This window comes from Xanthomonas sp. NCPPB 3005 (assembly GCF_041228095.2).
GTDB lineage: Bacteria > Pseudomonadota > Gammaproteobacteria > Xanthomonadales > Xanthomonadaceae > Xanthomonas_A > Xanthomonas_A bonasiae.
On the sequence record NZ_CP166096.2, the window covers coordinates 4,384,047 to 4,407,601 of the forward strand.

At 69.7% G+C, this 23,555-nt stretch carries 19 protein-coding genes; 11 read left to right on the top strand and 8 right to left on the bottom strand.

What is annotated here, in order from left to right; all coding sequences use genetic code 11:
• The first annotated feature begins 18 nt into the window (after positions 1 to 18).
• Genes AB8810_RS19050 through AB8810_RS19060 form a run of 3 tightly spaced genes read left to right on the top strand, consistent with a single transcriptional unit; the run spans position 19 to position 5,819 of the window.
• Complete coding sequence (locus AB8810_RS19050; RefSeq protein WP_369914542.1) at positions 19 to 3,231, top strand: efflux RND transporter permease subunit; 3,213 nt, start codon at positions 19 to 21, stop codon at positions 3,229 to 3,231.
• The gene (locus tag AB8810_RS19055; RefSeq protein WP_369914543.1) at positions 3,221 to 4,393 is read left to right on the top strand and encodes an efflux RND transporter periplasmic adaptor subunit; all 1,173 of its coding nucleotides are present in this window, start codon (positions 3,221 to 3,223) and stop codon (positions 4,391 to 4,393) included. Before AB8810_RS19050 ends, AB8810_RS19055 begins: the two co-directional genes overlap by 11 nt.
• Positions 4,323 to 5,819, top strand: coding sequence for an efflux transporter outer membrane subunit (locus AB8810_RS19060; RefSeq protein ID WP_369914544.1), 1,497 nt, complete (start codon positions 4,323 to 4,325; stop codon positions 5,817 to 5,819). The genes AB8810_RS19055 and AB8810_RS19060 overlap by 71 nt, the downstream gene beginning before the upstream one ends.
• Positions 5,820 to 5,927: 108 nt before the next feature.
• Here the strand turns inward: AB8810_RS19060 and AB8810_RS19065 are convergent, their stop codons facing one another.
• The 3 genes from AB8810_RS19065 to AB8810_RS19075 form a co-directional block, all read right to left on the bottom strand.
• Entirely contained in the window at positions 5,928 to 7,208 is a 1,281-nt protein-coding gene (locus AB8810_RS19065) for a HAMP domain-containing sensor histidine kinase (RefSeq protein ID WP_206259514.1), read from the bottom strand.
• Positions 7,209 to 7,333: 125 nt separating this feature from the next.
• The gene (locus tag AB8810_RS19070; RefSeq protein ID WP_003481607.1) at positions 7,334 to 8,047 is read right to left on the bottom strand and encodes a response regulator transcription factor; all 714 of its coding nucleotides are present in this window, start codon (positions 8,045 to 8,047) and stop codon (positions 7,334 to 7,336) included.
• 92 nt (positions 8,048 to 8,139) lie between these two features.
• A complete protein-coding gene (locus AB8810_RS19075) occupies positions 8,140 to 8,805 on the bottom strand; it encodes an arylesterase (protein WP_185813826.1) in 666 nt (221 codons plus the stop codon).
• Between the two features lie 125 nt (positions 8,806 to 8,930).
• Between AB8810_RS19075 and AB8810_RS19080 the strand changes: the two genes are divergently transcribed.
• From AB8810_RS19080 to AB8810_RS19110, 7 genes are all read left to right on the top strand, one after another.
• Positions 8,931 to 9,533 (top strand): ABC transporter ATP-binding protein, encoded by a 603-nt coding sequence (locus tag AB8810_RS19080; protein ID WP_004426017.1) that lies wholly within the window; start codon positions 8,931 to 8,933, stop codon positions 9,531 to 9,533.
• Entirely contained in the window at positions 9,530 to 12,013 is a 2,484-nt protein-coding gene (locus AB8810_RS19085) for an ABC transporter permease (protein WP_369914547.1), read from the top strand. Before AB8810_RS19080 ends, AB8810_RS19085 begins: the two co-directional genes overlap by 4 nt.
• A 264-nt stretch (positions 12,014 to 12,277) precedes the next feature.
• Positions 12,278 to 13,171 carry a TauD/TfdA family dioxygenase gene (locus AB8810_RS19090; protein ID WP_179568305.1) on the top strand — a complete coding sequence of 298 codons (894 nt, stop codon included), beginning with the start codon at positions 12,278 to 12,280 and terminating at the stop codon, positions 13,169 to 13,171.
• Between the two features lie 55 nt (positions 13,172 to 13,226).
• Positions 13,227 to 14,291, top strand: a complete 1,065-nt coding sequence (locus AB8810_RS19095) for an ABC transporter substrate-binding protein (protein ID WP_369914549.1) — start codon at positions 13,227 to 13,229, stop codon at positions 14,289 to 14,291.
• A gap of 1 nt (position 14,292) precedes the next feature.
• Positions 14,293 to 15,156 (top strand): ABC transporter ATP-binding protein, encoded by an 864-nt coding sequence (locus AB8810_RS19100; RefSeq protein ID WP_369914550.1) that lies wholly within the window; start codon positions 14,293 to 14,295, stop codon positions 15,154 to 15,156.
• The gene (locus AB8810_RS19105; RefSeq protein ID WP_369914551.1) at positions 15,153 to 16,022 is read left to right on the top strand and encodes an ABC transporter permease; all 870 of its coding nucleotides are present in this window, start codon (positions 15,153 to 15,155) and stop codon (positions 16,020 to 16,022) included. Before AB8810_RS19100 ends, AB8810_RS19105 begins: the two co-directional genes overlap by 4 nt.
• Before the next feature lie 237 nt (positions 16,023 to 16,259).
• Positions 16,260 to 16,601, top strand: coding sequence for an endonuclease (locus tag AB8810_RS19110; RefSeq protein WP_225209910.1), 342 nt, complete (start codon positions 16,260 to 16,262; stop codon positions 16,599 to 16,601).
• 95 nt (positions 16,602 to 16,696) lie between these two features.
• On the opposite strand, the gene AB8810_RS19115 is transcribed toward AB8810_RS19110, so the two are convergent.
• The 5 genes from AB8810_RS19115 to AB8810_RS19135 form a co-directional block, all read right to left on the bottom strand.
• On the bottom strand, positions 16,697 to 17,626 hold the full coding sequence (locus tag AB8810_RS19115; RefSeq protein WP_369914552.1) for a DUF6607 family protein: 930 nt from the start codon (positions 17,624 to 17,626) through the stop codon (positions 16,697 to 16,699).
• A 46-nt stretch (positions 17,627 to 17,672) separates the two neighbouring features.
• Positions 17,673 to 18,269 carry a Hemin transport protein gene (locus AB8810_RS19120; protein WP_179568317.1) on the bottom strand — a complete coding sequence of 199 codons (597 nt, stop codon included), beginning with the start codon at positions 18,267 to 18,269 and terminating at the stop codon, positions 17,673 to 17,675.
• 6 nt (positions 18,270 to 18,275) lie between these two features.
• On the bottom strand, positions 18,276 to 20,501 hold the full coding sequence (locus AB8810_RS19125; RefSeq protein ID WP_206259523.1) for a TonB-dependent hemoglobin/transferrin/lactoferrin family receptor: 2,226 nt from the start codon (positions 20,499 to 20,501) through the stop codon (positions 18,276 to 18,278).
• Between the two features lie 173 nt (positions 20,502 to 20,674).
• A complete protein-coding gene (gene hemP / locus AB8810_RS19130) occupies positions 20,675 to 20,875 on the bottom strand; it encodes a hemin uptake protein HemP (protein ID WP_179568321.1) in 201 nt (66 codons plus the stop codon).
• A gap of 190 nt (positions 20,876 to 21,065) precedes the next feature.
• On the bottom strand, positions 21,066 to 22,037 hold the full coding sequence (locus tag AB8810_RS19135) for an aldo/keto reductase (RefSeq protein ID WP_206259524.1): 972 nt from the start codon (positions 22,035 to 22,037) through the stop codon (positions 21,066 to 21,068).
• A 201-nt stretch (positions 22,038 to 22,238) separates the two neighbouring features.
• Here AB8810_RS19135 and AB8810_RS19140 point away from each other — a divergent pair, with 201 nt between their 5' ends.
• The gene (locus AB8810_RS19140; RefSeq protein ID WP_191825516.1) at positions 22,239 to 23,537 is read left to right on the top strand and encodes a NupC/NupG family nucleoside CNT transporter; all 1,299 of its coding nucleotides are present in this window, start codon (positions 22,239 to 22,241) and stop codon (positions 23,535 to 23,537) included.
• The last annotated feature ends 18 nt before the right edge of the window (positions 23,538 to 23,555 follow it).

Below are 23,555 nucleotides of genomic sequence, written 5' to 3' on the forward strand. Positions count from 1 at the left end.
GCACGGAACCCGCCCTCCATGATTGGCATCGTCCGGATCGCCCTGACGCGACCGTATACCTTCATCGTTCTCGCCCTGCTGATCCTGATCGTGGGACCGCTGGCCGCGTTGCGCACGCCCACGGACATCTTCCCCGACATCAGGATCCCGGTGATCGCCGTGGTCTGGCAGTACAACGGCCTGCCGCCCGAGCAGATGGCCGGGCGCGTGTCCTCGCCGTTCGAGCGCGTGCTCACCACCACGGTGAACGATGTCGAGCACATCGAGGCCAGCTCGATCCAGGGCTTCGGCATCGTCAAGATCTTCTTCCAGCCGGGCGCGGACATCCGCACCGCCAACGCACAGGTCACCGCCGTCGCGCAGACCATGCTGCGCCAGTTGCCGCAGGGCACCACGCCGCCGCTGATCCTCAACTACAACGCGTCCACGGTGCCGATCATCCAGCTGGCATTGTCGGGCGAAGGCCTCACCGAACAGAACCTGGCCGACCTCGGCCTCAACATCATCCGTCCGCAGCTCACCTCGGTGGCCGGCGCGGCGATCCCGTATCCGTTCGGCGGCAAGACCCGCCAGGTGCAGATCGATATCGATCCGCCGGCGCTGCTGGCGCGCGGGCTGTCGGCACAGGACGTGGCCAACGCCCTCGCCGCGCAGAACCTCATCACCCCGGTGGGGACGCAGAAGATCGGCAGGTACGAATACACGCTGCAATTGAACAACTCGCCGTCCGACATCGAGGAACTGGGCAATCTGCCGGTGAAGGTGGTCGACGGCGCCACGGTGTTCATCCGCGACGTGGCCCACGTCCGCGACGGTGCGCCGCCGCAGAGCAATATCGTGCACGTCGACGGCGACCGTTCGGTGCTGATGACGGTGCTGAAGAACGGTTCGGCGTCGACGCTGGCGATCATCGCCGGGGTCAAGGAGCGGGTCGCGGCGATGAAGGACGCGTTGCCGGCCGACCTCAAGATCGTCCCCATCGGCGACCAGTCGCTGTTCGTGAGCGGCGCCATCGAGGGGGTCGCGCGCGAAGGCGTGATCGCCGCAGCGCTGACCAGCCTGATGATCCTGCTGTTCCTCGGCAGCTGGCGTTCGACGCTGATCATCGCCACCTCGATCCCGCTGGCGATCCTCAGCTCGATCGCCGCGCTGTCGGCGATCGGCGAGACGCTGAACATCATGACGCTGGGCGGTCTGGCCCTGGCGGTCGGCATCCTGGTGGACGATGCCACGGTGACCATCGAGAACATCAACTGGCACCTGGAGCAGGGCAAGGACGTGGAGACGGCGATCCTGGACGGCGCGGCGCAGATCGTGACGCCCGCCTTCGTCTCGCTGCTGTGCATCTGCATCGTGTTCGTGCCGATGTTCTTCCTGCAGGGCGTGGCGCGCTTCCTATTCGTGCCGATGGCCGAGGCGGTGATGTTCGCGATGATCGCCTCGTTCGTGCTCTCGCGCACGCTGGTGCCGACGCTGGCGAAATACCTGCTGCGCCCGCATGCGCCGCATACCGACCTGCACGGCGACGGCCATGGCCAACCGCCTTCGCGCAATCCGCTGCTGCGCTTTCAGCGCGGTTTCGAGAAGCGCTTCGAGGCCCTGCGGGCCAGCTACCACGCATTGCTCGAAACCGCGTTGGTGCGACGCAGGATGTTCGTGCCCGGTTTCGTGGCCTGCGTGGCGCTGTCGTTCCTGCTGGTGCCGATGCTGGGCCGCAACTTCTTCCCGTCGGTGGATTCCGGCCAGATCCTGATGCACGTGCGTGCGCCGGTCGGCACCCGGGTGGAGGAGACGGCACGCCTGTTCGCCGACGTGACCGGCGCGGTGCGCGCGCTGATTCCGAAGGAGCAGCTCGGCAGCGTCGTCGACAACATCGGCCTGTCGTCTTCGGGCATCAACAACGCCTACAACAACACCGGCACCATCGGCTCGCAGGATGGCGACATCCAGATCGCGCTGAACGAAGGCCACGCGCCCACCGCCGACTACGTGCGCCGCTTGCGCCAGACCCTGCCGCGCCAGTTCCCCGGTGTCGTGTTCTCGTTCCCGCCGGCCGACATCATCAGCCAGATCCTGAACTTCGGTTCGCCGGCGCCGGTGGACCTGCAGATCCGCGGCCCGAACCTGGCGGCCAACTTCGGCTACGCCAACCGCCTGCTGCGCGAGATCCGCCGCGTGCCGGGCGTGGTGGACGCGCGCATCCAGCAATCGCAGGCCAGCCCCGGTTTCAACGTGAACGTGGACCGCAGTCTTGCGCAACAGGTCGGCATCACCGAGCGCGACGTCACCAGCAGCCTGGGGGTGAACCTGGCCGGTTCCAGCCAGATCGCGCCGACCTTCTGGCTGAATCCGCAGAACGGCGTGTCGTATCCGATCGTGATGCAGACGCCGCAGTACAGCCTCGACAGCCTGCCGGGCCTGGAGAACGTGCCGATCAGCCCCAGCTCGGGGAGCGGCGGCGCGCAGATCCTCGGCGGCCTGGCGACGGTGTCGCGGACCGCGACCAACGCGGTGGTCAGCCAGTACAACATCAATTCGATGGTGGAGATCTTCGCCGCCACCCAGGACCGCGACCTCGGCGCGGTCGCCGCCGACATCCAGAAGATCGTCGATGCCAACCAGAAATTCCTGCCCAAGGCGTCCAGCACCGCGCTGCTCGGCCAGGTGCAGACGATGAACAACGCGTTCTCCGGGCTCATCTTCGGCCTGCTCGGCGCGATCGTGCTGATCTACCTGTTGATCGTGGTGAACTTCCAGTCGTGGAGCGATCCGTTCGTGATCGTGACCGCGCTGCCCGCGGCGATCGCCGGCATCGTGTGGATGCTGTTCGCCACGCATACCAGCCTGTCGGTGCCGGCGCTGACCGGCGCCATCATGTGCATGGGCGTGGCCACGGCCAACGCGATCCTGGTGGTGAGCTTCTGCCGCGAGCGCCTGGCCGAGCACGGCGACGCGGCCAAGGCCGCGCTCGAGGGCGGCTTCGTCCGCTTCCGTCCGGTGCTCATGACCGCCCTGGCGATGATCATCGGCATGGCGCCGATGGCGCTGGGCATGGGCGAAGGCGGCGAGCAGAACGCGCCGCTGGGCCGCGCCGTCATCGGCGGCCTGATTTTCGCCACCACGGCCACGCTGTTCTTCGTGCCGATCGTCTTCAGCATGATCCACAGCCGTCGCGCCCATCCGTCTTCCCCCCCGGCGAACGCCTCCGGAGAGTCCCTGCATGTCGCCTGATACCCCGCACACCCGGCCACCGCGCCGCCTCCGCCTGGCCGGCATCATCGCGCTGATCGTGGTCCTGGCCATCGTCGTGGCCGGGGTCGCCACGCGCGCCAACGACGCACGCACGCTGCGCGTGTGGACCGACGACCAGGCCATGCCGACGGTGCAACTGGTGACCCCGGAGGCTGGCCAGGGCGACAGCGCGCTCAACCTCCCGGGCCGCCTGCAGGCGTATGCGCGCGCGCCGATCTACGCCCGCACCAGCGGCTACCTGAAATGGTGGAAGGCCGACATCGGCAGCAAGGTGAAGGCCGGCGACGTGCTCGCCGAGATCGAAACCCCCGACCTGGACCAGCAACTGCTCCAGGCCAGGGCCGACCTGGCCAGCGCCCGCGCCAACGCGGCACTGGCGCAGACCACCGCCAGGCGCTGGCAGGCCATGGGCAATTCCGACTCGGTTTCCAGGCAGGAAGTGGACGAGAAGAGCGGCGACTACGCGGCCAAGCGCGCGCTCGCGCAGGCCGCGCAGGCCAACGTCGAACGCATCCAGGCGCTGAAGGGCTTCGCCAAGCTGGTGGCGCCGTTCGACGGCACCGTCACCGCGCGCGAGACCGATGTCGGCGCGCTGGTCAACGCCGGCGGCAGCGGCCAGGAACTGTTCGTGGTGTCCGACACGCGCAAGCTGCGCATGTACGTGAACGTGCCGCAGAACTACGCGCCGTCGGTGCGTCCGGGCACCAGCGTGACCCTGACGGTGCCGGAGTATCCGGGCCAGACCTTCGCCGGTGTCGTCTACAGGTCGTCGGGGGCGATCAACGCCGCCTCCGGCACCACGCTGGTCCAGGTGGCCGTGGACAACCAGGACGGCAAGCTGCTTTCGGGCGGCTATGCCAGCGTCACCTTCGCGCTTGCCGCCAACGCCACGCTGCTGCGCGTGCCGGCCAGCGCGCTGGTGTTCGACGACAAGGGCCTGCGCGTGGCGGTGGTCGATGCGCACGACACCGTGGCGTTCAAGACCGTGACCATCGCCCGCGACTTCGGCAAGACCGTGCAGCTCGGCTCGGGCATCGCCGCCGGCGACCGCCTGATCGAGAGCCCGCCGGATGGCCTGGCGGAAGGCGATCGCGTGCGCATCGCTGCGCCCAAGCCGGCAGGCGAACATGCAAAGGTCTGATCGCGTCCGCGCACGGCTTGCCGCGACCGCGGTACTGGCGTCGCTGGGCCTGGCGGCCTGCTCGCTGGCGCCCACCTACCAGGCACCCGAGGTGCCGGTGGCGGCGCAGTACAGCGATTCCCGGTCGCCGTGGGTGGAAGCGCAGCCCGCCGACCGTCTCGACCGCGACGGCTGGTGGAAGGTCTACGGCGACGACCGGCTCGACCAGTTGCAGGCGCGCCTGCTGGCGAACAACGCCACGCTGGCTGCCGCGCTTGCCCATTACCAGCAGGCCGAGGCGTTCACCCAGCAGGCCCGCGCCGGGTACTTCCCGACCCTGGGCCTCGACGGCAGCGCCGCGCGCAACCGCCAATCGGATACGCGCCCGCTGCGCGGCGCCACTTCACCGGCCTACTACGACGCGTACACCGTCGGCGCCCAGCTCGACTACGAAGTGGACCTGTGGGGCCGCGTGCGCGACACCGTCGCCGCTGGCGAAGCGCAGCAGGCCGCCTCCGCCGCCGATCTCGCACAGGCGCGCCTGAGCCTGCAGGCGCAGCTCGCCGACAGCTACCTGCAACTCAACGGCTACGACCGCCAGATCCAGGTGTTGAGCGAGAGCATCGACGCGTTCGGCAAGGCCTTGCAGCTCACCCAGTCGCGTCATGCCGGGGGCATCGCCTCGGCCCTGGACGTGGCGCGCGCGCAGACGCAGTTGTCCAACGCCAAGTCGCAGCGCACGCAGGCGCAAGCGCAACGCGCGCTGGTGCTGCACGGCATCGCGGCGCTCGTCGGCGATTCCGCGTCCAGCTTCCAGCTCGCGGCCAACACCGTGCAGGTGCCGGTGCCGACAATCCCGCTGCAGGTGCCTTCGACGCTGTTGCAGCGTCGCCCGGACATCGCCGCCGCGGAGCGGCGTACCGCAGCGGCGAACGCCCAGGTGGGCATCGCGCGCGCCGCGTTCTTCCCGCAACTGACCATCGACGGGCAAGGCGGGTGGCAGAGCGATCGCTGGGGCAGCATCGCCACCGCGCCCAACCGGTTCTGGGCCATCGGCCCCAGCCTGCTGCTGAACGTGTTCGATGGTGGTCGCCGCAAGGCAGGCGTGAAAGCGGCGCAGGCCGCGACCGCCGAGGCCGGCGCGAAATACCGCGACGTGGTGCTCACTGCCTTCGCCCAGGTCGAGGACAACCTCAGCTTGCTGCACGACCTGGGCACGGCGTTGACCGATCAGCGCGCGGCGGCCGATGCCGCGCAGCGCTCGGTCGACCTGTCGCTCAATCATTACCGCGAGGGAGCGGTCGGCTACCTCGAGGTGGTGCAGGCGCAGACAGCCGAACTCGATGCGCGGCGCAGCGTCATCGATCTGGAAACCCGGCAGTTGCGGGCCAGCGTCGCCTTGATCCGCGCGCTGGGTGGCGGCTGGGAGGCAGGCGAAAAAACCTGACGTGGCGTCGATCGCGCCCGGGAACATCCTGCCTTGTCGCCGGCGTGGGCCTGCAATGGCGATCGTCCCGGCAAACGCCCCGCCGAAGGCGAGTCACGCCAGCGCCGGTCACTTGGCCGGATCGAACCTGACCGTGGCGGTGGTACCGCCGCCTTCCGTGCTTTCCAGCCCGATCCGCCAGCCGAAGCGCTCGCACAGCCGGCGCACGATCGACAGCCCCAGCCCGGTGCCCTGCGGGCGGTCGGGCTCGGCACGGAAAAACGGCTCGAACGCGCGCTGCAGCGCTTCGTGCGACATGCCGATGCCGGTATCGCGGATGCTGATCCGGTCGCTGCCGATCTCGACCACGATGCTGCCGGCATCGGTATAGCTGCAGGCGTTGCGCAGCAGGTTGCTGACCACCACGTGCAGCACCCGCGGCGGCGCGTGCAGGCGCGTGGCGGCCAGCACGCTGACGCTCAGCGTCACCGGCTTGCCGGTCAACAGCTCGCGCGCGTTCTCTGCCTCGTACTCGACCACGTCGGCGACCTCGAAGGTCTCGCTCTGCGGCACCACGTCCGCCTCGCGCGCCAGGATCAGGAACGCGTCGATCACCGCCTCCATGTCGCGGCCGGCGCGCTGGATGCGCTGCAGGCTGCGGCCCAGCCGCGGCGGCAGGTCGGGATCGGTCATCGCGATGTCGCTGGCGACGCGGATCACGGTCAGCGGCGTGCGCAATTCGTGGCTGGCGTCGCGGGTGAAGTTGCGCTCGCGCGACACGTGGTCGGTCACGCGCAGGGCCAGCGCATGCAGCGCGGCGGCCAGTTGCCGCGATTCGCCCTGCACGTCGGCCGGCAGGTTTTCCGGCGCCAGGTCGGCGGTGGACGGATGCCGCGGGTCCCATTGCGACACGCGCCGCGCCAGCCAGTTCACCGGCGACAGCAGGCGCCGCGAGGCGCGATGGGTCAGCCACCCCACCACCACCACCGCGACCAGGGTCAGCAGCGCCGGCACGATGCCGAACCAGAACGCCAGGCGCTGCGCCTGCGCGCGCAGGAACACCAGGTACAGGCGCCCGGCCTTGGTGTCGTCGACCAGGACCATCTCGCCGCCGGGGCGGTTCTCGTGCAGGCCGGGCTCCAGGCCGCGCAGATTCGCCGGCACCGCCGCATCCGATTGCCCGGCGGGCACCAGGTAGCCGTGCAAGGTGTGGCTGTTCGGCGGCGGCTGCGAGGGAGACTGCGCGTACAGGCGCCAATAGTGCGCGGCTTCCTGCCGCATCACCGACCCCACCAGCGAGTGCTGCACGACCGCCACCACCAGGTAACTGCCCAACGCGACGATGCAGCCAGCGAACAGGATCCGGGCGATCAGGGCAAGGCGGATTTTGCGCGGCAAACCGTGCGGCATTACAGCTTCCGTGTGACGTCGCCGCGATTATAAGAGGGCGAATGGTGAATCCGCCGTGCAAGCAGGCCCCGTTGTCGGGGCCTGCTGCGTAACGAACGCCGGCTCTTAACGAAAGCCGGCGCTGCTCAGCTCATCGGCTGGGCGATGTCGGCGATGCGGTAGCCGGCGCTCTGCACGGTGTGCAGCAACGGCCGGTCGAACGGCTTGTCGATGATCTTGCGCAGGTTGTACAGATGGCTGCGCAGCGTGTCCGAATCGGGCAGGCCGTTGCCCCAGATCTCGCGCTCGATCTCCTGGCGGGTGACCACGCGCGGCGATTCGCGCATCAGGATGGTCAGCAGGCGCAGGCCGATCGGCGACAGCTGCAGCTCGGTGCCGGCACGGGTCGCCCGCATGCTCACCGGATCCAGCACCAGATCGGCCACCTTCAGCACTTCCGAACCCACCTGGCGGCGCTCGCGGCGGATCAACGCACGCAGCCGCGCTTCCAGTTCCTGGATCGCGAACGGCTTGGTCAGATAATCGTCGGCGCCGAAGCCCAGGCCGGTGAGCTTGTCGTCGAGCGTGTCGCGCGCGGTCAGCATCAGCACCGGCGTGGACTTGCGCGCGTCGTTGCGCAAACGGCGACACACCTCGATGCCGTCCAGGCGCGGCAGCATCAGGTCCAGCACCACCACGTCGTAGCTGTTCTCCGCCGCCAGGCGATAGCCGTCCAGGCCATCGCAGGCGTAATCCACTTCGAATCCGCGGCCTTCCAGGTATTCGCCGATCATTTCGGAGATGTTGCGGTTGTCCTCGACGACCAGAACGAGTCCGGAGGTTTCCTTGGTCTGACGCATAGAGCTTCCTCAGTCTTCAGCTTTGTGAAACATGCCGGAAGCGAAGTGGTGATGGCGTGAAGAGCGCTTCATCTGCCTGACCGGCGCAAGAATCACCCCCCGATCAAGGGTTTGAGCTTGGGCCACACATTGTCCAGCACCTTCGGCTGGCCGGCGGCGGTGGGATGCAGGCCGTCGTCCTGCATCAGCGCCGGGTTCAGCGCCACGCCCTCCAGCAGGAACGGCAGCAACCCGGTCTGGTACTGTTTGGCCAGGTCGGCGTAGACCGCACGCAGCCGCTGCCGGTAGGCCGGTCCGTAGTTCGGCGGCACATCGATCCCCAGCAACAAGACCTTCGCGCCGGCATTACGGCTGAGCACGATCATCTTCTCCAGATTGCCGCGCAGCTCCGCCGGGGTCAGCCCGCGCAGCGCGTCGTTGCCGCCGAGCTCGATCACCACCACCGCCGGCCGGTGCTTCTGCAGCAGCGCCGGCAGCCGGGTCAGCGCGCCGGAAGAGGTCTCGCCGCTGATGCTGGCATTGACTACGGCCGGTGGCGCCTGCATCTGTTGTTGCAGGCGGCGCTCCAGCAGCGCCACCCAGCCGGACTGGACCGGGATGTTGTGCGCAGCGCTGAGGCTGTCGCCGACCACCAGCACCGGCCCCGTCGCACCTTTGGCACAGGCGATGGCGGGCAGCAGCAGACACCATGCCAGACAGGCCAGGAGCCAGGCGCTGCGCGTCCAGGCAGGCGTTCCTTTCGTATCGTTGCCACGCATCCGGAGATTTCCTCATCGACAGTCTGGCCCCCACTCCCCGCACCGGCATCGCGATCGACGTGCGCAATGTCGGCAAATCCGTCAGCGGACCGGAGGGCACGGTCCACATTCTCGACAACGTCGGATTGACCATCGGTGAAGGCGACAGCGTCGCCATCGTCGGCGCTTCCGGTTCCGGCAAGACTACCCTGCTCGGCCTGCTCGCCGGCCTGGACCTGCCGACGCGCGGCGAGATCGTGCTCGCCGGGCAGTCGCTCAACGCGCTGGACGAGGAAGCGCGCGCCGCGCTGCGCGCGCGCGAGGTCGGCTTCGTGTTCCAGAGCTTCCACCTGCTGCCGTCGCTGACCGCCGCCGAAAACATCGCATTGCCGCTGGAACTGGCCGGGCGCGAGGACCCGGCGCGGGTGCGCGAGGTGCTGGAGGCGGTCGGCCTGACTGCGCGGGCGCGGCACTACCCGCGGCAGCTGTCCGGCGGCGAGCAGCAGCGCGTGGCGCTGGCGCGCGCGTTCGTGGCGCGGCCGCGGATCCTGTTCGCCGACGAACCCACCGGCAGCCTCGACCAGGCCACCGGCCAGCAGATCAGCGACCTGCTGTTCGCGCTCAACGCCGGCAGCGACACCACCCTGGTCCTGGTCACCCACGACCTGCGCCTGGCGCAACGTTGCGAACACCGCTACCGGCTCGACCGCGGGCGCCTGCGCCAGGCCGAAGCGGTGGCCGACGCATGAACGTGCTGCGCCACGCCGCACGCGCGCTGCGCCGCGAGCTGTTCGCCGGCGACCTGCTGACCGTGTTCGCCGCGCTGGTATTGGGCGTGGCGGTGATGACCGCGGTCGGCACCCTGGTCGATCGCGTCACCCTGGCGCTGACCGGCAGCGCCGCCGAGGTGATCGGCGGCGACCTCGGCGTGACCGGGCGCCAGGACATCCCCGCCGCGTTCGCCGAACAGGCGCAGCGCCGCGGCGTGCGCCACACGCGCCTGGTCAGCTTTCCCAGCGTGCTGTTCCATGGCGATGCCAGCCAGATGGCCAACATCAAGGCGGTCGACGTCGGCTATCCGTTGCGTGGCGAGTTGCTGGTCGCACGCGACACCGCCGGCGCCGGCAGCGAGCGCGCCGGCCCGCCGCCGCGCGGCCAGGCCTACGCCGATCCGCGCCTGCTCGAAGCGCTGGGGCTGAAGCTCGGCGACGACCTGGAATTCGGTGCCGGCACGCTGCGCGTGACCCGGGTGCTGCGCGCCGAGCCGGACGCTTCCGGCGAACTGATGCAGCTGTCGCCGCCGCTGCTGGTCAACCGCGCCGACGTCGATGCCGCCGGCCTGCTCGGCCCCGGCAGCCGCGCCTCGTACCGGCTGATGTTCGCCGGCGCGCCGGGCGAGATCGCCGCGTTGCGCGAATGGCTGCAGCCGCGCGCCAAGGCGTTCCGCCTGGTCGGCATCGAGGACACCCAACGCGGGGTGCGCGGCGCGTTCGACCGCGCCGGCCGCTTCCTCGCCCTGACCGCGCTGCTGGCGGTGCTGCTGGCCGGCGTCGCCACCGCGCTGGCGGCCAACCGCTTCGCGCTGCGCCGTATCGACAGCGTGGCGGTGCTGCGCTGCCTGGGCGCGCGCCAGCGCGACATCCTCGGCGCGCTGGCGCTGCAGTTGCTGCTGCTGGCGATCCCGGCCTGCGCGCTCGGCGTGGGCCTGGGCATGCTGGCGCAGATCGGCCTGGTCGAAGCGTTGGGCAGCCTGATCCCGAACCGGCTGCCGCTGCCGCAGGCGACCCCGGCGCTGGCCGGCGCCGGCATCGGCCTGTTGCTGCTGCTCGGCTTCGGCCTGCCGCCGCTGCTGCGGCTGCGCGACGTGCCGCCGATGCGCGTGCTCAACCGCAGCTTCGCCGCGCTGCCGCCGACCTCGCTGCTGGTCTACGCCGCCGCGCTGGTCGCCACTGTGGTGCTGGCGGTGTACGCCACCGGCGATGGCGTGCTCGCGGCCTGGGTGCTGGGCGGGCTGACCCTGCTGGCCGCGCTCGCCGCAGCGGTCGGCGGCCTGTTGCTGGCCCTGCTGCGGCGGCTGCAGTCGCGCCTGCGCGGGCCGTGGAAGCTGGGCCTGGCGGCGCTGACCCGGCGCCGCGCGCTGAGCGTGGTGCAGCTGGTCGGGCTGTCGCTGTCGCTGTGCGCGCTGCTGCTGCTGGCAGTGATCGGCCCGGGCCTGCTCGGCCAATGGCGCGACCGGCTGCCGGCGGACACGCCGAACTACTTCCTGATGAACATCCAGCCCGACCAGGCCGAGCACGTGCTCGGCACGCTGCGCGGACTCGGCGTCACCGACGCGGCGGTGGAGCCGTTCAGCACCGGCAAGCTGGTGGCGATCAACGGCAAGCCGCCGCAGCGCCAGGAGCAGGGCCCGGAGGATGACGGCGATGGTGTCGATCGCCCGATCAACTTCTCCTGGCGGCACGCATTCCCCGCCGCCAATCGCCTGCTGTCGGGCCGTTTCTGGGCCGCCGACAGCACCGCGGCGGAAGCGTCGGTGGAGGAAGCCTGGGCGCAGCGCTACGGCCTCAAGCTCGGCGACCGCATCACCCTGCTGCTCGGCGAGCAGCAGCGCAGCTTCACCGTCACCAGCGTGCGCAAGGCCGACTGGGATTCGTTCCGGGTCAATTTCTTCCTGTTGCTCAACGCCGGTGCGGTGCAGGACGCGCCGTACAACCTGATCTCCGCGTTCCACCTGCCGCGCGGTTCCGCAGCGCAGTTGAGCGGCCTCAGCCGCACCTATCCGAACGTGTCGCTGCTGGACATCGACGCGATCCTGGGGCGGGTGCGCGAGGTGATCGACCAGGTGGCGCAGGCGGTGCAACTGGTGATGGGCTTCAGCCTGCTGGCGGGCGTGCTGGTGTTGCTGGCGGCGCTGCAGGCCACCGCCGGCGAGCGCCGCTACGACAGTGCGGTGCTGCGCACGCTGGGCGCGCGCCGTGGCCAATTGCGCGGCGCGGTGCTGGTGGAATTCGGCGCGCTCGGCCTGCTCGCGGCGATCCTGGCGGTCGGCGCGGCGGCGGGGATCGGCGTGGTGGTGGCGAAACAGGCGTTCCAGCTGACGCTGTCGCCGCCGTGGCCGGCGCTGCTGCTGGGCGGGGTCGGCGGCGTGCTGCTGAGCCTGCTCGCCGGCTGGTCGGGCACGCGCCGCATCCTGCGCACGCCGCCGGCGCTGGCGCTGCGCGAGAACTGAGCGCAGCGCGACCCGGCATGCGTGTGCGTGGCAAGGACCCAGGCGTCGGCTAACGCGCGCTCGCGGCCGACGGCGACGATGTGCACCGCCGATCGAGATCGGCGGTGCACTACGAATCCCCAATCCCGCGCAAGCAACATATGCCGGTTGCGTATAAGCACCATCCGAATCGTTGCTTCAGCGCACGCCTGACCCTGCCTACAGTGCAATCGATGCCGCGTGCCGTGCGCGCGGCGCTGCATCTTTCGCAGACGAGGTCAGACGATGGCACGCGCCTCCACCGCAACACGGCCTGCCCCCGCGACATCGGCAGTCCGCATCGAACCGTTCGCTGCGCCGCTGGGCGCGCAGGTGCTGGGCCTGGACCTGTCGCAGCCGCTGGACGCGGCCACGTTCGCGCTGCTGCATCGCGCGCATCTGCACTATCACGTGCTGGTGTTCCGCGATCAGCGCATCACCCCGGCACAGCAAGTGGCCTTCAGCCGCCGCTTCGGCCCGTTGCAGATCCATGTGCTGCGCCAGTTCCAGCTGCGCGAGCAGCCGGAAGTGCTGGTGGTGTCCAACATCAAGGAGAACGGCCAGCCGATCGGGCTGGGCGACGCCGGGCACTACTGGCACTCGGACCTGTCGTACAAGCCGACCCCGAGCCTGGGCTCGATGCTGCTGGCGCAGGAGTTGCCGGCCGAGGGCGGCGACACCCTGTTCGCCAACCAGCACCTGGCCTGGGACACGCTGCCGCCGGAACTGCAGCGCGCGGTCGACGGCCGCCTGGCCGAGCACAGCTACCTGGCCAAGTACGAAGCGCTGCGTGCGCGCAATCCGTGGCGGCCGCCGCTGACCCAGGCGCAGATCGACGAGGTGGCGCCGGTGCGCCATCCGATCGTGCGCACCCATCCGGAAACCGGGCGCCGCGCGCTGTTCGTCAGCGAACACTTCACCACCCGCATCGTCGGCCTGCCGCAGGACGAAAGCGACGCGCTGCTGCAGGCCCTGTTCGCCCATAGCAGCGCCGATCCGCTGGTCTACCGGCATCGCTGGCAGGCGCACGACATGGTGTTCTGGGACAACCGCGCGGTCACCCACCTGGCCGGCGGCACCCCGGACCATCTGCGCCGGCGCCTGCACCGCACCACCATCGAAGGCGACGTGCCGTTCTAGCCCGGCAACAGCGCATTGCCCCGCCACTCCGCCCTTCCCCGCAACGGAGCGACGCATGACCGCTTTCGATTCACCTGCTGTTTCCCTGGCCGCAGCGCGGTCCGCTGCCGCGCCGCAGCGCAGGCCGCTCTGGTGCGCCGCCGCGCTGCTGGCGATCGCACTGCTGCACAGTCTGCCGGCGCACGCCGAAGGCCGGCTGCGCATCGCCAAGCAGTACGGCATCGTCTACCTGCTGCTGGACGTGGCCCAGCAGCAGAAGCTGATCGAGAAGCACGGCAAGGCCGCCGGCATCGACATCGCGGTGGAAACCGTGCAGCTGTCCGGCGGCGCCGCCGCCAACGATGCGTTGCTGTCCGGCTCGATCGACGTGGCCGGCGCCGGGGTCGGCCCGCTGTTCACGCTGTGGGACCGCACCCGCGGGCGCCAGAACGTGCGCGGCGTGGCCTCGCTGGGCAACTTTCCCTACTACCTGATCAGCAACGATCCGCGGATCAGGACCCTGGACGACTTCGGCCCGCGCGACCGCATCGCGGTGCCGGCGGTCGGCGTGTCGGTGCAATCGCGGCTGCTGCAGCACGCCTCGGCGCAGCGCTGGGGCGAGAAGGCCTACAACCGGCTGGATACGCAGCAGGTGGCGTTGCCGCATCCCGACGCGGCCGCGGCGATCATCCGCGGCGGCACCGAGATCACCGCGCACTTCGCCAGCCCGCCGTTCCAGGAGCAGGAACTGGCGCGCAATCCGAAGGCGCACATCGTGCTGGACTCGTACGCGATCGAAGGCGGCCCGACCTCGGCCACGGTGCTGTACGCCACCGAGAAATTCCGCCGCGACAATCCCAAGACCTACCAGGCCTTCGTCGCCGCGCTGGCCGAGGCCGCCAGCTTCGTGCAGCGCCAGCCGGAACAGGCGGCGGACCTGTTCGTGCGCGCCAACGGCGGCAAGATCGACCGCGCGCTGGTGCTGCGCATCCTCAAGGACCCGAAGGTGCAGTTCAAGACCGCACCGCAGAACACGCTTAAGCTCGGCCAGTTCCTGTACCGGATCGGCGCGATCAAGCAGGCGCCCGGCGCGGTCAATGAGTATTTCTTCGACAGCGCGCAGGTCGCCGGAGGCAGCTGAGATGAGCGCATTCGCACTGACGCCGGCGCCGCTGCTGCAGGTCGAGCGGGTCAGCCTGGAATACGCCACGGGACAGCGTGTGGTGCGTGCCACGCACCAGGTCAGCTTCGACGTGTACGCCGGCGACCGCCTGGTCCTGCTAGGCCCGTCCGGATGCGGCAAATCGACCCTGCTCAAGGCCATCGCCGGCTTCGTCGCACCGAGCGAGGGGCAGATCCGCCTGGACGGACAGACGCTGCGCGCGCCGGGACCGGACCGGGTGGTGGTGTTCCAGGAGTTCGACCAGTTGGCGCCATGGAAGACGGTGCGCCAGAACGTCGCCTTCGGCCTGCGCGCGGCGCGCAAGCTGGGGCGTCGCGAAGCGGCCGAGCGCGCGGACCACTACCTGCAGAAGGTCGGGTTGTCCGCGTTCGCCGATGCCTATCCGCACACCTTGTCCGGCGGCATGAAGCAGCGCGTGGCGATCGCGCGGGCGCTGGCGATGCAGCCGCGCGTGCTGCTGATGGACGAGCCGTTCGCCGCGCTCGACGCGCTGACCCGCCAGCGCATGCAGGAACAGGTGCTGGAACTGTGGGACGAGTTGCGCTTCACCCTGCTGTTCGTGACCCATTCGATCGACGAGGCCTTGCTGGTCGGCAACCGCGTGGTGCTGCTGTCGCCGCATCCGGGCCAAGTCCGCGCCGAACTCAATAGCCATGGCTTCGGCCCGGCCAGTCTCGGCAGTGCGCCGTTCCAGCAGGCCGCGCAACGCATTCACCGGCTGCTGTTCGACCCGCCCGGCGGCGACGCCTCTGCCTCCGAGGCGGCCGCCGGCAACGTGGCGCCGTTGCGCCGGCGCGCGCCGCTGCGCGAGGTCGCGCCGTGAGCGCCGCCGCGCCGCTGCGGCCGCCGATCCGCGCCGAGTACGAGCGCCCGGTCGTTGCCTACGTCGCGACCGCATCGCCGTTGGCGCTGCCGCAGCGGCGGCTGCCGGACTGGCTGCGCCAGGCGCTGATCCTGCTCGCGCTGGCCGGATTGTGGGAAGCGGCCGCGTACTGGCTCGACGACGACCTGCTGCTGCCGGGCTTCGTGCAGACCGCACGCGCATTCGCCGACGGGCTGTGGTCGGGCGAACTGCCGGGCCGCGTCGGCGCCTCGCTGCGCCTGCTGGCGCAAGGCTATGCGCTGGGCGTGGTGCTGGCCTTCGCGCTGACCGCGCTGGCGGTCTCGACCCGGATCGGCCGCGACCTGCTGGGCACGCTGACCGCGATGTTCAATCCGCTGCCGGCGATCGCCCTGCTGCCGCTGGCGCTGCTGTGGTTCGGCCTGGGCAACGGCAGCCTGGTGTTCGTGCTGGTGCACGCGGTGGTGTGGCCGCTGGCGCTGAACACCTACGCCGGCTTCCAGGGCGTGCCGGAGACATTGCGCATGGCCGGGCGCAATTATGGATTGCGCGGGCTGCGCTACGTCGTCGCGATCCTGGTGCCGGCCGCGCTGCCGGCGATCCTGTCCGGCCTGAAGATCGCCTGGGCCTTCGCCTGGCGCACGCTGATCGCCGCCGAACTGGTGTTCGGCGCCACCTCCGGCCAGGGCGGCCTGGGCTGGTACATCTTCCAGAACCGCAACGAGCTGTACACCGACCGCGTGTTCGCCGGGCTGGCGATGGTGATTCTGCTCGGCCTGCTGGTGGAAGGCGCCGGCTTCCGCGTGCTGGAGCGGCTCACCGTGCGCCGCTGGGGCATGCAGCGCTGAGACGCTGGGCGGCACATGCCCGCTGCGCGCAGCGGGCGCGGAACTTGACGGCCGCCCCTCGCCTTCGCCGAGCATCGCGGCGACTGCCACTGCCGCTTCGTGCACAGATCGGCCCGCGCCCGGTCAGCATCGGCGAGCACGAGCACCATGCCGGCAAGCGACAGTCCATCGCACAGCGCGTCCGCCCCAGCGAACGCGGTCGTCGCACGCAACGGCGTGCCGTACCTGGCCTGCATCATGGCCGAGACCCGCAGCGGCCCGTACTACATCGCCACCGCACCGACGCCGCAGGCGCTCGATGGCTTGGGCAAGACCCTGCGCGAGCGCAACAGCGTGCGCGGGCAAACCGAAGATCCGGTCGCGATCCTTGCGGTGTGGTACGAGGAGTGCGAGAACGAAGTGGCCGCCTTGCTCCGCGCCGCGGAGATCTCCCGGCTAAGCCATTGCTGGCAGCGCGGCCTGATCGAGTCGTTCAACCCGCAGTGGCTCGACCTCAGCGGGCTATCGGTCGGTTTTCCATGGATCTTCACCCTGCCCGAGCGCAAGGGGTTGAGCTACCACCTGGTGACCGACCTGTAGCCCGGCGCCGCGGCGCGCTGCCTGCGCCTGGCAAAAAAAGGGAAGGCGCCAGTCCCGGCCGCCTTCCCACCCTGGCGCTGCGCCGGCAGCGGCGTTCAACGCTCGGCGGGCGCCGGCTCCACCCACTGCGCGAACACCGCGGCGATTTTGGCATCGGCCACCGGCTTGCCCTGCTGCACCGCCTCGGCCTGCTCGAACAGCGGCATGATCATCGCCATGCCGTCGAGCTTGGTCTTCAGGTGCACGCCCGGCGGCTTGCCGAGGAAGGCGTCCCAGTGCGCGCGCACCTTGGCCCAGTAGCCTTGCGTCGCCTTCCAGTAGGCGTAGGCCGGCGTGAAGTCGACCTCGTCGGTCTTGACGTAGTCGTTGAAGCCGAATTCGCGCGCGATCGGCTGCTGGCTGCCGTCGGGCTTGCGCAGCACCTTGGTGTTGAACTGCTCGTGGGTCCAGCCGGCCGGGGTCAGCGTGTGCCGGTTGATCACCGCCAGCGCGTTGTAGTCGCTGCGCTTGGTGTATTCGCGGCGCGGCAACGGACGCCAGCTCAGGTCGCTGGTCCAGGTCGGGTGGCCGTCGGCGTAGTCCCAGCGGCCGGTGCCGCAGTAGCGCGGCGCGTCGCTGACTTCGTACACGCATTGGGTCCAGGCGCCGCGGGTCGCGGCAGCGGCGAGCGGGCGCACCTGCCAGGTCTGGTCGGCGCTGAATTCGAAACGCTGCGGCGCCTCGTAGCTCCAGTCCTGGCGCCAGTGCTTGGTCACGTGGCCGCTCTTGGTGTCGACCAGCAGATGCTGCAGCACCACCTTGCGCGGGCTGTCCTCGACCACGATCACCACTTCGTTGGCGCCGCTGCGCATCGCCGGCGCGCGCTCGTACCCGGGCTTGAGCAGGACGGTCTCGTCGAAGGCGAAATCCACCATGTACTCGCCTTGCATCGCCAGGATGCTGGTGCGGTCGCGTTGCGGATCGGCGTCCTGGGCGTGGGCCAGGCCGGTAGCGGCGAGCAGGAGCAGCAGAAGCGGTGATTTCATCGTCGTGGTCGGTCGCGGTAGCTGAGGAAGAAAGGAGAACTGCGCCCTACAGACGCAGCAGCGGCCACGGCCGTTGCGGATCGTGGCGCGCGGCCGCCAGGCCGGCGCGGGCGCAGCAGCAGTCGTCGACCAGCACTTCGCCCTCGGCCGCCTCCAGCCGCGCGATGCGCCGGGCGATGCTGGCGCCCAGCGGCGACACGCTGGCGACGCTGGCCGCCAGTTCGCCGTCGCTGGCGTGCAGGCGCAGCGCCCGCGCGCGCCAGCTGTCGCCGCTCAGGCGGCCGGCCACGCGTCGCCACAGGCGTTCGGCGACGCCGGCATCGGCGCTGCCGCTGTGCACCGCGGGCAACGCGGACAGCAAGGCGTCCCAGGCGACGAAATCGCTGTCCGGCAGCAGGTACAGGCGCCAGCAGCAGCGTTCCTGGCGATCGTAGAAACACAGGCTTTCGAGCAATCCGTCGCTGTCCACGCCGAGCTGCGCGCCGACGCGCAGCGCATGGTTCCAGCCCATCAGTTCCGTGCCCAGCTGCGCGCGGTACAGGCACAGCACGGTGCCCAGCGCCGCCAGCTGCGCCGGGCGCGGCAGCGGCGCGGATGCGGCGATCCGGGTCGCGTCGGTGGTCGCTGGCGCCGCCTTGCCCATGCGCCGCTACCAGTCCAGCGCCAGGCTGACCGAGACGTTGCGTCCGGCGCCGGTGTAGCGGTCCAGCACCGCGCTGCTGGCCAGGGTCGCGCTGGGCAGGGTGTTCCAGTCGATGTAGCGGCGATCGGCCAGGTTGAACACGCCGACGTTGAGCCGCGCGCCGGGGGTGAAGTTCCAGTGCGCCAGCAGGTCCAGCGTCGCATAGCCGGACGGCGTGTAGTACGTCGCCGACGCCGGGCGTTTCTTCTTCGCCACGAAGGTGCCGACCAGTTGCGCGCCCCAGGTCTCGCGGTCGTAGGCCAGGCCGAGCACGCCGCGCAGCGGATCGATCGAGTTCAGCGGCGTGGCGTCGGTCTTGTTGTCGCCACGCGCATAGGCGGCGCTGGAATGCAGCGACCAACCGGCCCAGCGCGCGGACAGCGCGCCGAAATCGACGCCGGCCTTGGCCTCCACGCCCTTGATCACCACGTGGTCGACGTTGCGCGACTGGTACAGCATCAGGCCGTCGGCGTTGTAGCCGACGAAGCTGTAGGACTCGATGAAGTCGCGATAGTCGTTGTAGTAGCCGCTCAGGCCGAAATACCCGGCTGCCGCGGTGTAGCGCAGGCCCAGCTCGGCGCCCTTGCTGGTCTCCGGCTTCAGGTCCGGATTGGCGATGGCGGTATAGCCGAACTGCAGGTTGGTGAAGCCGATGTTGACGTCGTTGTAGGGCGGCGCGCGGAAGCCGTGCGCGTAGTTGGCGTACAGCGACCACGCATCGTCGATGCGCCAGATCGCGCCGAGCTTGGGCGAGACGTTGCTGTCGGTGACCTTCTCCGCGGCCACGCCGGGGTTGTCGACCGCGAAGATCGCATCGACCTGCGGCGACAGCCGGTAGTAGTCCACGCGCAGGCCCGGAATCAGGCTGAAGCGGCCGTCGGCCAGGCGCATCTCGTCCTGCAGGTAGGCGCCGGCCTTGGTGGTCTCGGTGACCGGGAAATCGCGCACCGGGAACGTCTCCACGCCCACGGTCTTGCTGATCGCGCCGGTGGTCAGGTTCTGCGCGTAGCCATCGCGCTTTTCGTGGGTGTCGCTCCACGACAGGTCGATGCCGTAGCTGAAATCGTGGACCACGCGGCCCTGGTCCACCTGCTTGTGCAGGTTGGCCTGCAGCCCGTACAGGCGCTGGTCGAAGTCGTGCTCCATGTGCCGCAGGGTGTTGTTGCTGCGCCGCTCGTCGGTGCGTTGCAGGCTTTCGCTGTCCTGCCGGTACAGCTGCCACTGCAGGTCGTCGGCGAGCAGCGTGTCGAGCTGGTCCACTTCGTGGGTCAGCGACACGCGGGCGCGGGTCTGGTGGTCGCGGCCGCGCTGCGACAGGATGCTGGAGGTGACGTTGCTCAGCGCATCGATGCTGGAGTAGTCCTCGTTGCCCTCCACGGTCAGCTTGAAGCGCTGGTTCGCGCTCGGCGCGTACACCAGCTTGCTGAGCAGGCTGCGGCCGTCGCTGCTGAGCGGATTGGGCGCGGTGCGCGCCGCGCCGGTGCTGCGGTTGTCGCCCTGGGTCTCGCTTTCCTGGCCCTGGCGGTGGCTGACCGCGGCCATGCCGCTCCAGCGCTCGCCGCCGAACGCGACCAGCGCGCCGGCGAACAGGCCGTTCCATTCGCTTTCGTAGCCGAATTTCAGGCCCACGTAGCTGTTCTTGCCCGGCGCCAGGTAGTCGGCCGGGTCCTTGGTCACGTAGGCGACCACGCCGCCGAGCGCATCGGAGCCGTACAGCGAGCTGGCCGGGCCGCGCACGATCTCGACGCGCTTGAGCGTTTCCATATCGACGAAGTTGCGGTTGGCGTTGAGATAGCTGCCGAAGCTGAAGGTGTCCGCGACCGGGATGCCGTCGGTCAGCATCAGCACGCGGTTGCCGTCCAGGCCGCGGATGCGGATGCCGCCGATGCCGCTGAAGCGGCCACTGTTGCCGGTGACCGAGACGCCGGGGCTGTAGCGCAGCAGGTCTTTCAGGTCGTAGACCAGTTCCTGGTCCATCTGCTCGCGATCGATGACATCGACGCTGCTGGGGACATCGACGATGGCGCGCTGGGTGCGCGTGGCGGTGACCTGCAGGCGGTCGAAGTCGCGCGGCGTGGCGGAACTGGATGCATCGACGGCATCGACGGCATCGGTGGCGTCGACGGGTGCGGCATGCGCGCAGGCGGCCAGGGCCAGCCACAGCGCGCCGGTGAGCGGAGCGGTACGGATCATGGAAGTCATCGGTGGGTCGCGAAAAAGTCCCGGCCACGCCGGCGCGAGCCGGCGCAAGGGCCGAGGAGAGAAACGGTCGCGACTGCGGGCGGCCGCAGCGGACCCATCGGGTCCGGCCAGGTGGCGGCAGTGTCGAGCGGGTGGCCTGGCCGCGCGCTGCGCGGCCGGCCGGCTTACTTGGTCAGGATCAGCTTGTCGTTGCTGGTATGGCGCAGGCGATACACGCGGTCGCCATGCTGGATCAGCACTTCGCGGCGCCCCTTGAGCAGCGCTTCGCTGCCGATCGTCTCTTCGACCGGGACCGCGCGCGGCAGCGCACGCTCGCGCAGGCTCAGGGTTTCGGGGTGACGCAACAGGACGGGTTGAGCGGTCATGGTCGGGCTCCGTACACAGGGGTCGATACGGATGATAATGATTCTCAATAATTAAGCAAGAGCTGTTCTCGTTTGCGGCGATTCAAGCTGCAAATAGGAAATCGAACTTCGACAGTCCCGACGAATCGACCATTGCGCACGGCTCTCGCGAGCCGTGCGCACACGCACTTCGCGCCGAAGCGGCGCCGGCTCAGGCCACCGCCGCCTCGACCTGCGCCCACCACGCCGGATCCTCGCGCGCGGCCAACGGCAGCGCCTCGAAGTTCTGCAGCAACTGGGCGACGCGGCTGGCGCCGAGGATCACCGTGGACACGTGCGGGTTGCGCAGGCACCAGGCGATCGCCAGCGCCGCCGGCGCCACGCCTTCGGCGGCCGCCAGGGCGGTGAAACGGCGTGCGCGCTCCACGCGGCGCTGCGCGGGCGGCCCGATCACCTCCTCGTGCAGCCAGGCATTGCCGGCCTGGCCCAGGCGCGAGGCCGGATCGATGCCGTCGTTGTACTTGCCGGTCAGCAGGCCCGAGGCCAGCGGCGACCAGATCGTGGTGCCCAGGCCGAGTTCGGCGTACAGCGGCGCGTATTCGTGCTCCACGCGCTGGCGGTGCAGCAGGTTGTACTGCGGCTGCTCCATCGACGGCCCCTGCAGGCCGAGCGCCTGCGCCACCTGCGCCGCTTCGCGGATGCGTTCGGCCGGCCATTCGGAGGTGCCCCAGTACAGCACCTTGCCCTGCCGGACCAGCGCGTCCATCGCGCGCACGGTTTCCTCCACCGGCGTGTCGGCGTCGGGACGATGGCAGTAGTACAGGTCCAGATAGTCCACCCGCAGCCGCTTCAGCGCGGCATGGCAGGCGTCGGTGACGTGCTTGCGCGACAGCCCGCGCTGGGTCGGGCGCGGTGCGTCGACCGCGCCGAAGTACACCTTGCTGGACACGCAATAGCCGTCGCGCGGCAGCCGCAGGTCGGCGATCACATCGCCCATCACCTGCTCGGCGCGGCCCCGCGCGTAGACCTCGGCGTTGTCGAAGAAGTTGACTCCGTGGTCCCAGGCGGCGGCGATCAGGTTGCGCGCTTCGTCGCGGCCGATCTGTCCGCCGAAGTTGATCCAGGCGCCGAACGACAGCGCCGACAGCTGCAGGCCGGTGGCGCCAAGGCGGCGGTAGTGCATGCGAATTCCTCCTGCGGTGCGAGCCGGCGAACGTGGCCGGCGGGCGGCCGCACAGTGTAGCGAGGCGAGCGGCACGCGCCCGCACTCCACGCATTGCCTTGATCGGCAACCGATTTCCGGCGCTGAACGGGGTTTGCCTTGCCGCCCGTCACCCCCTGCACTACGCTCCCTCTCTTTGGTCCGGCGATCCAGGGGAAGCAGATGGTCGAGGGTTTGGGGAGGATCGGCTTCGGCCTGTTCGGGTTGGCGGTGCTGATCGGGATCACCTGGTTGTTCTCGAACAACAAGCGCGCGGTGGATTGGAAGCTGGTCGCGACCGGCCTGATGCTGCAGATCGGCTTCGCCTCGCTGGTGCTGCTGGTGCCGGGCGGGCGCGAGGTCTTCAACTGGCTGGGACAGCTGTTCGTGAAGGTGCTGAGCTTCGTCAACGAAGGCTCCAACTTCATCTTCGGCAGCCTGATGGACACCACCAGCAACGGCTTCATCTTCGCCTTCCAGGTGCTGCCGACGATCATCTTCTTCTCCGCGCTGATGGGCGTGCTCTACCACCTGGGGGTGATGCAGGCGGTGGTGCGGGTGATGGCCTGGGCGATCACCAAGGTGATGCGCGTGTCCGGCGCGGAGACCACCAGCGTCTGCGCCAGCGTGTTCATCGGCCAGACCGAGGCGCCGCTGACGGTGCGCCCGTACATTCCGAAGATGACCGAGTCCGAATTGCTGACGATGATGATCGGCGGCATGGCCCACATCGCCGGCGGCGTGCTCGCCGCCTACGTGGGCATGCTCGGCGGCAGCGATCCGGAGCAGCAGGCGTTCTACGCCAAGCACCTGCTGGCGGCGAGCATCATGGCGGCGCCGGCGACGCTGGTGGTGGCCAAGCTGCTGATCCCGGAGACCGGCACGCCGCTGACCCGCGGCACGGTCAAGATGGAAGTGGAGAAGACCACCAGCAACATCATCGACGCGGCCGCCGCCGGCGCCGGCGACGGCCTGCGCCTGGCGCTGAACATCGGCGCGATGCTGCTGGCGTTCATCGCGCTGATCGCGCTGGTCAACGCGCCGCTGACCTGGTTCGGCGACGTCACCGGCCTGGCCGCGGCGATCGGCCGCCCGACCAACCTGTCCACCATCTTCGGCTACCTGCTGGCGCCGATCGCCTGGGTGATCGGCACGCCGTGGGCGGACGCGACCACGGTCGGCTCGCTGATCGGGCAGAAGGTCGTGATCAACGAGTTCGTCGCCTACAGCGAGCTGTCGAAAATCGTCAAGGGCGAGATCCCCGGCATGCAGCTGAGCGAGGAAGGCCGGCTGATCGCCACCTACGCGCTGTGCGGCTTCGCCAACTTCAGCTCGATCGCGATCCAGATCGGCGGCATCGGCGGGCTGGCCCCGGAGCGGCGCCAGGACCTGGCGCGGTTCGGCCTGCGCGCGGTGCTCGGCGGTTCGATCGCCACCTTCATGACCGCCACCATCGCCGGCGTGCTGTCGCACTTCGGCTGATGCGATTCCCCTTTCCCC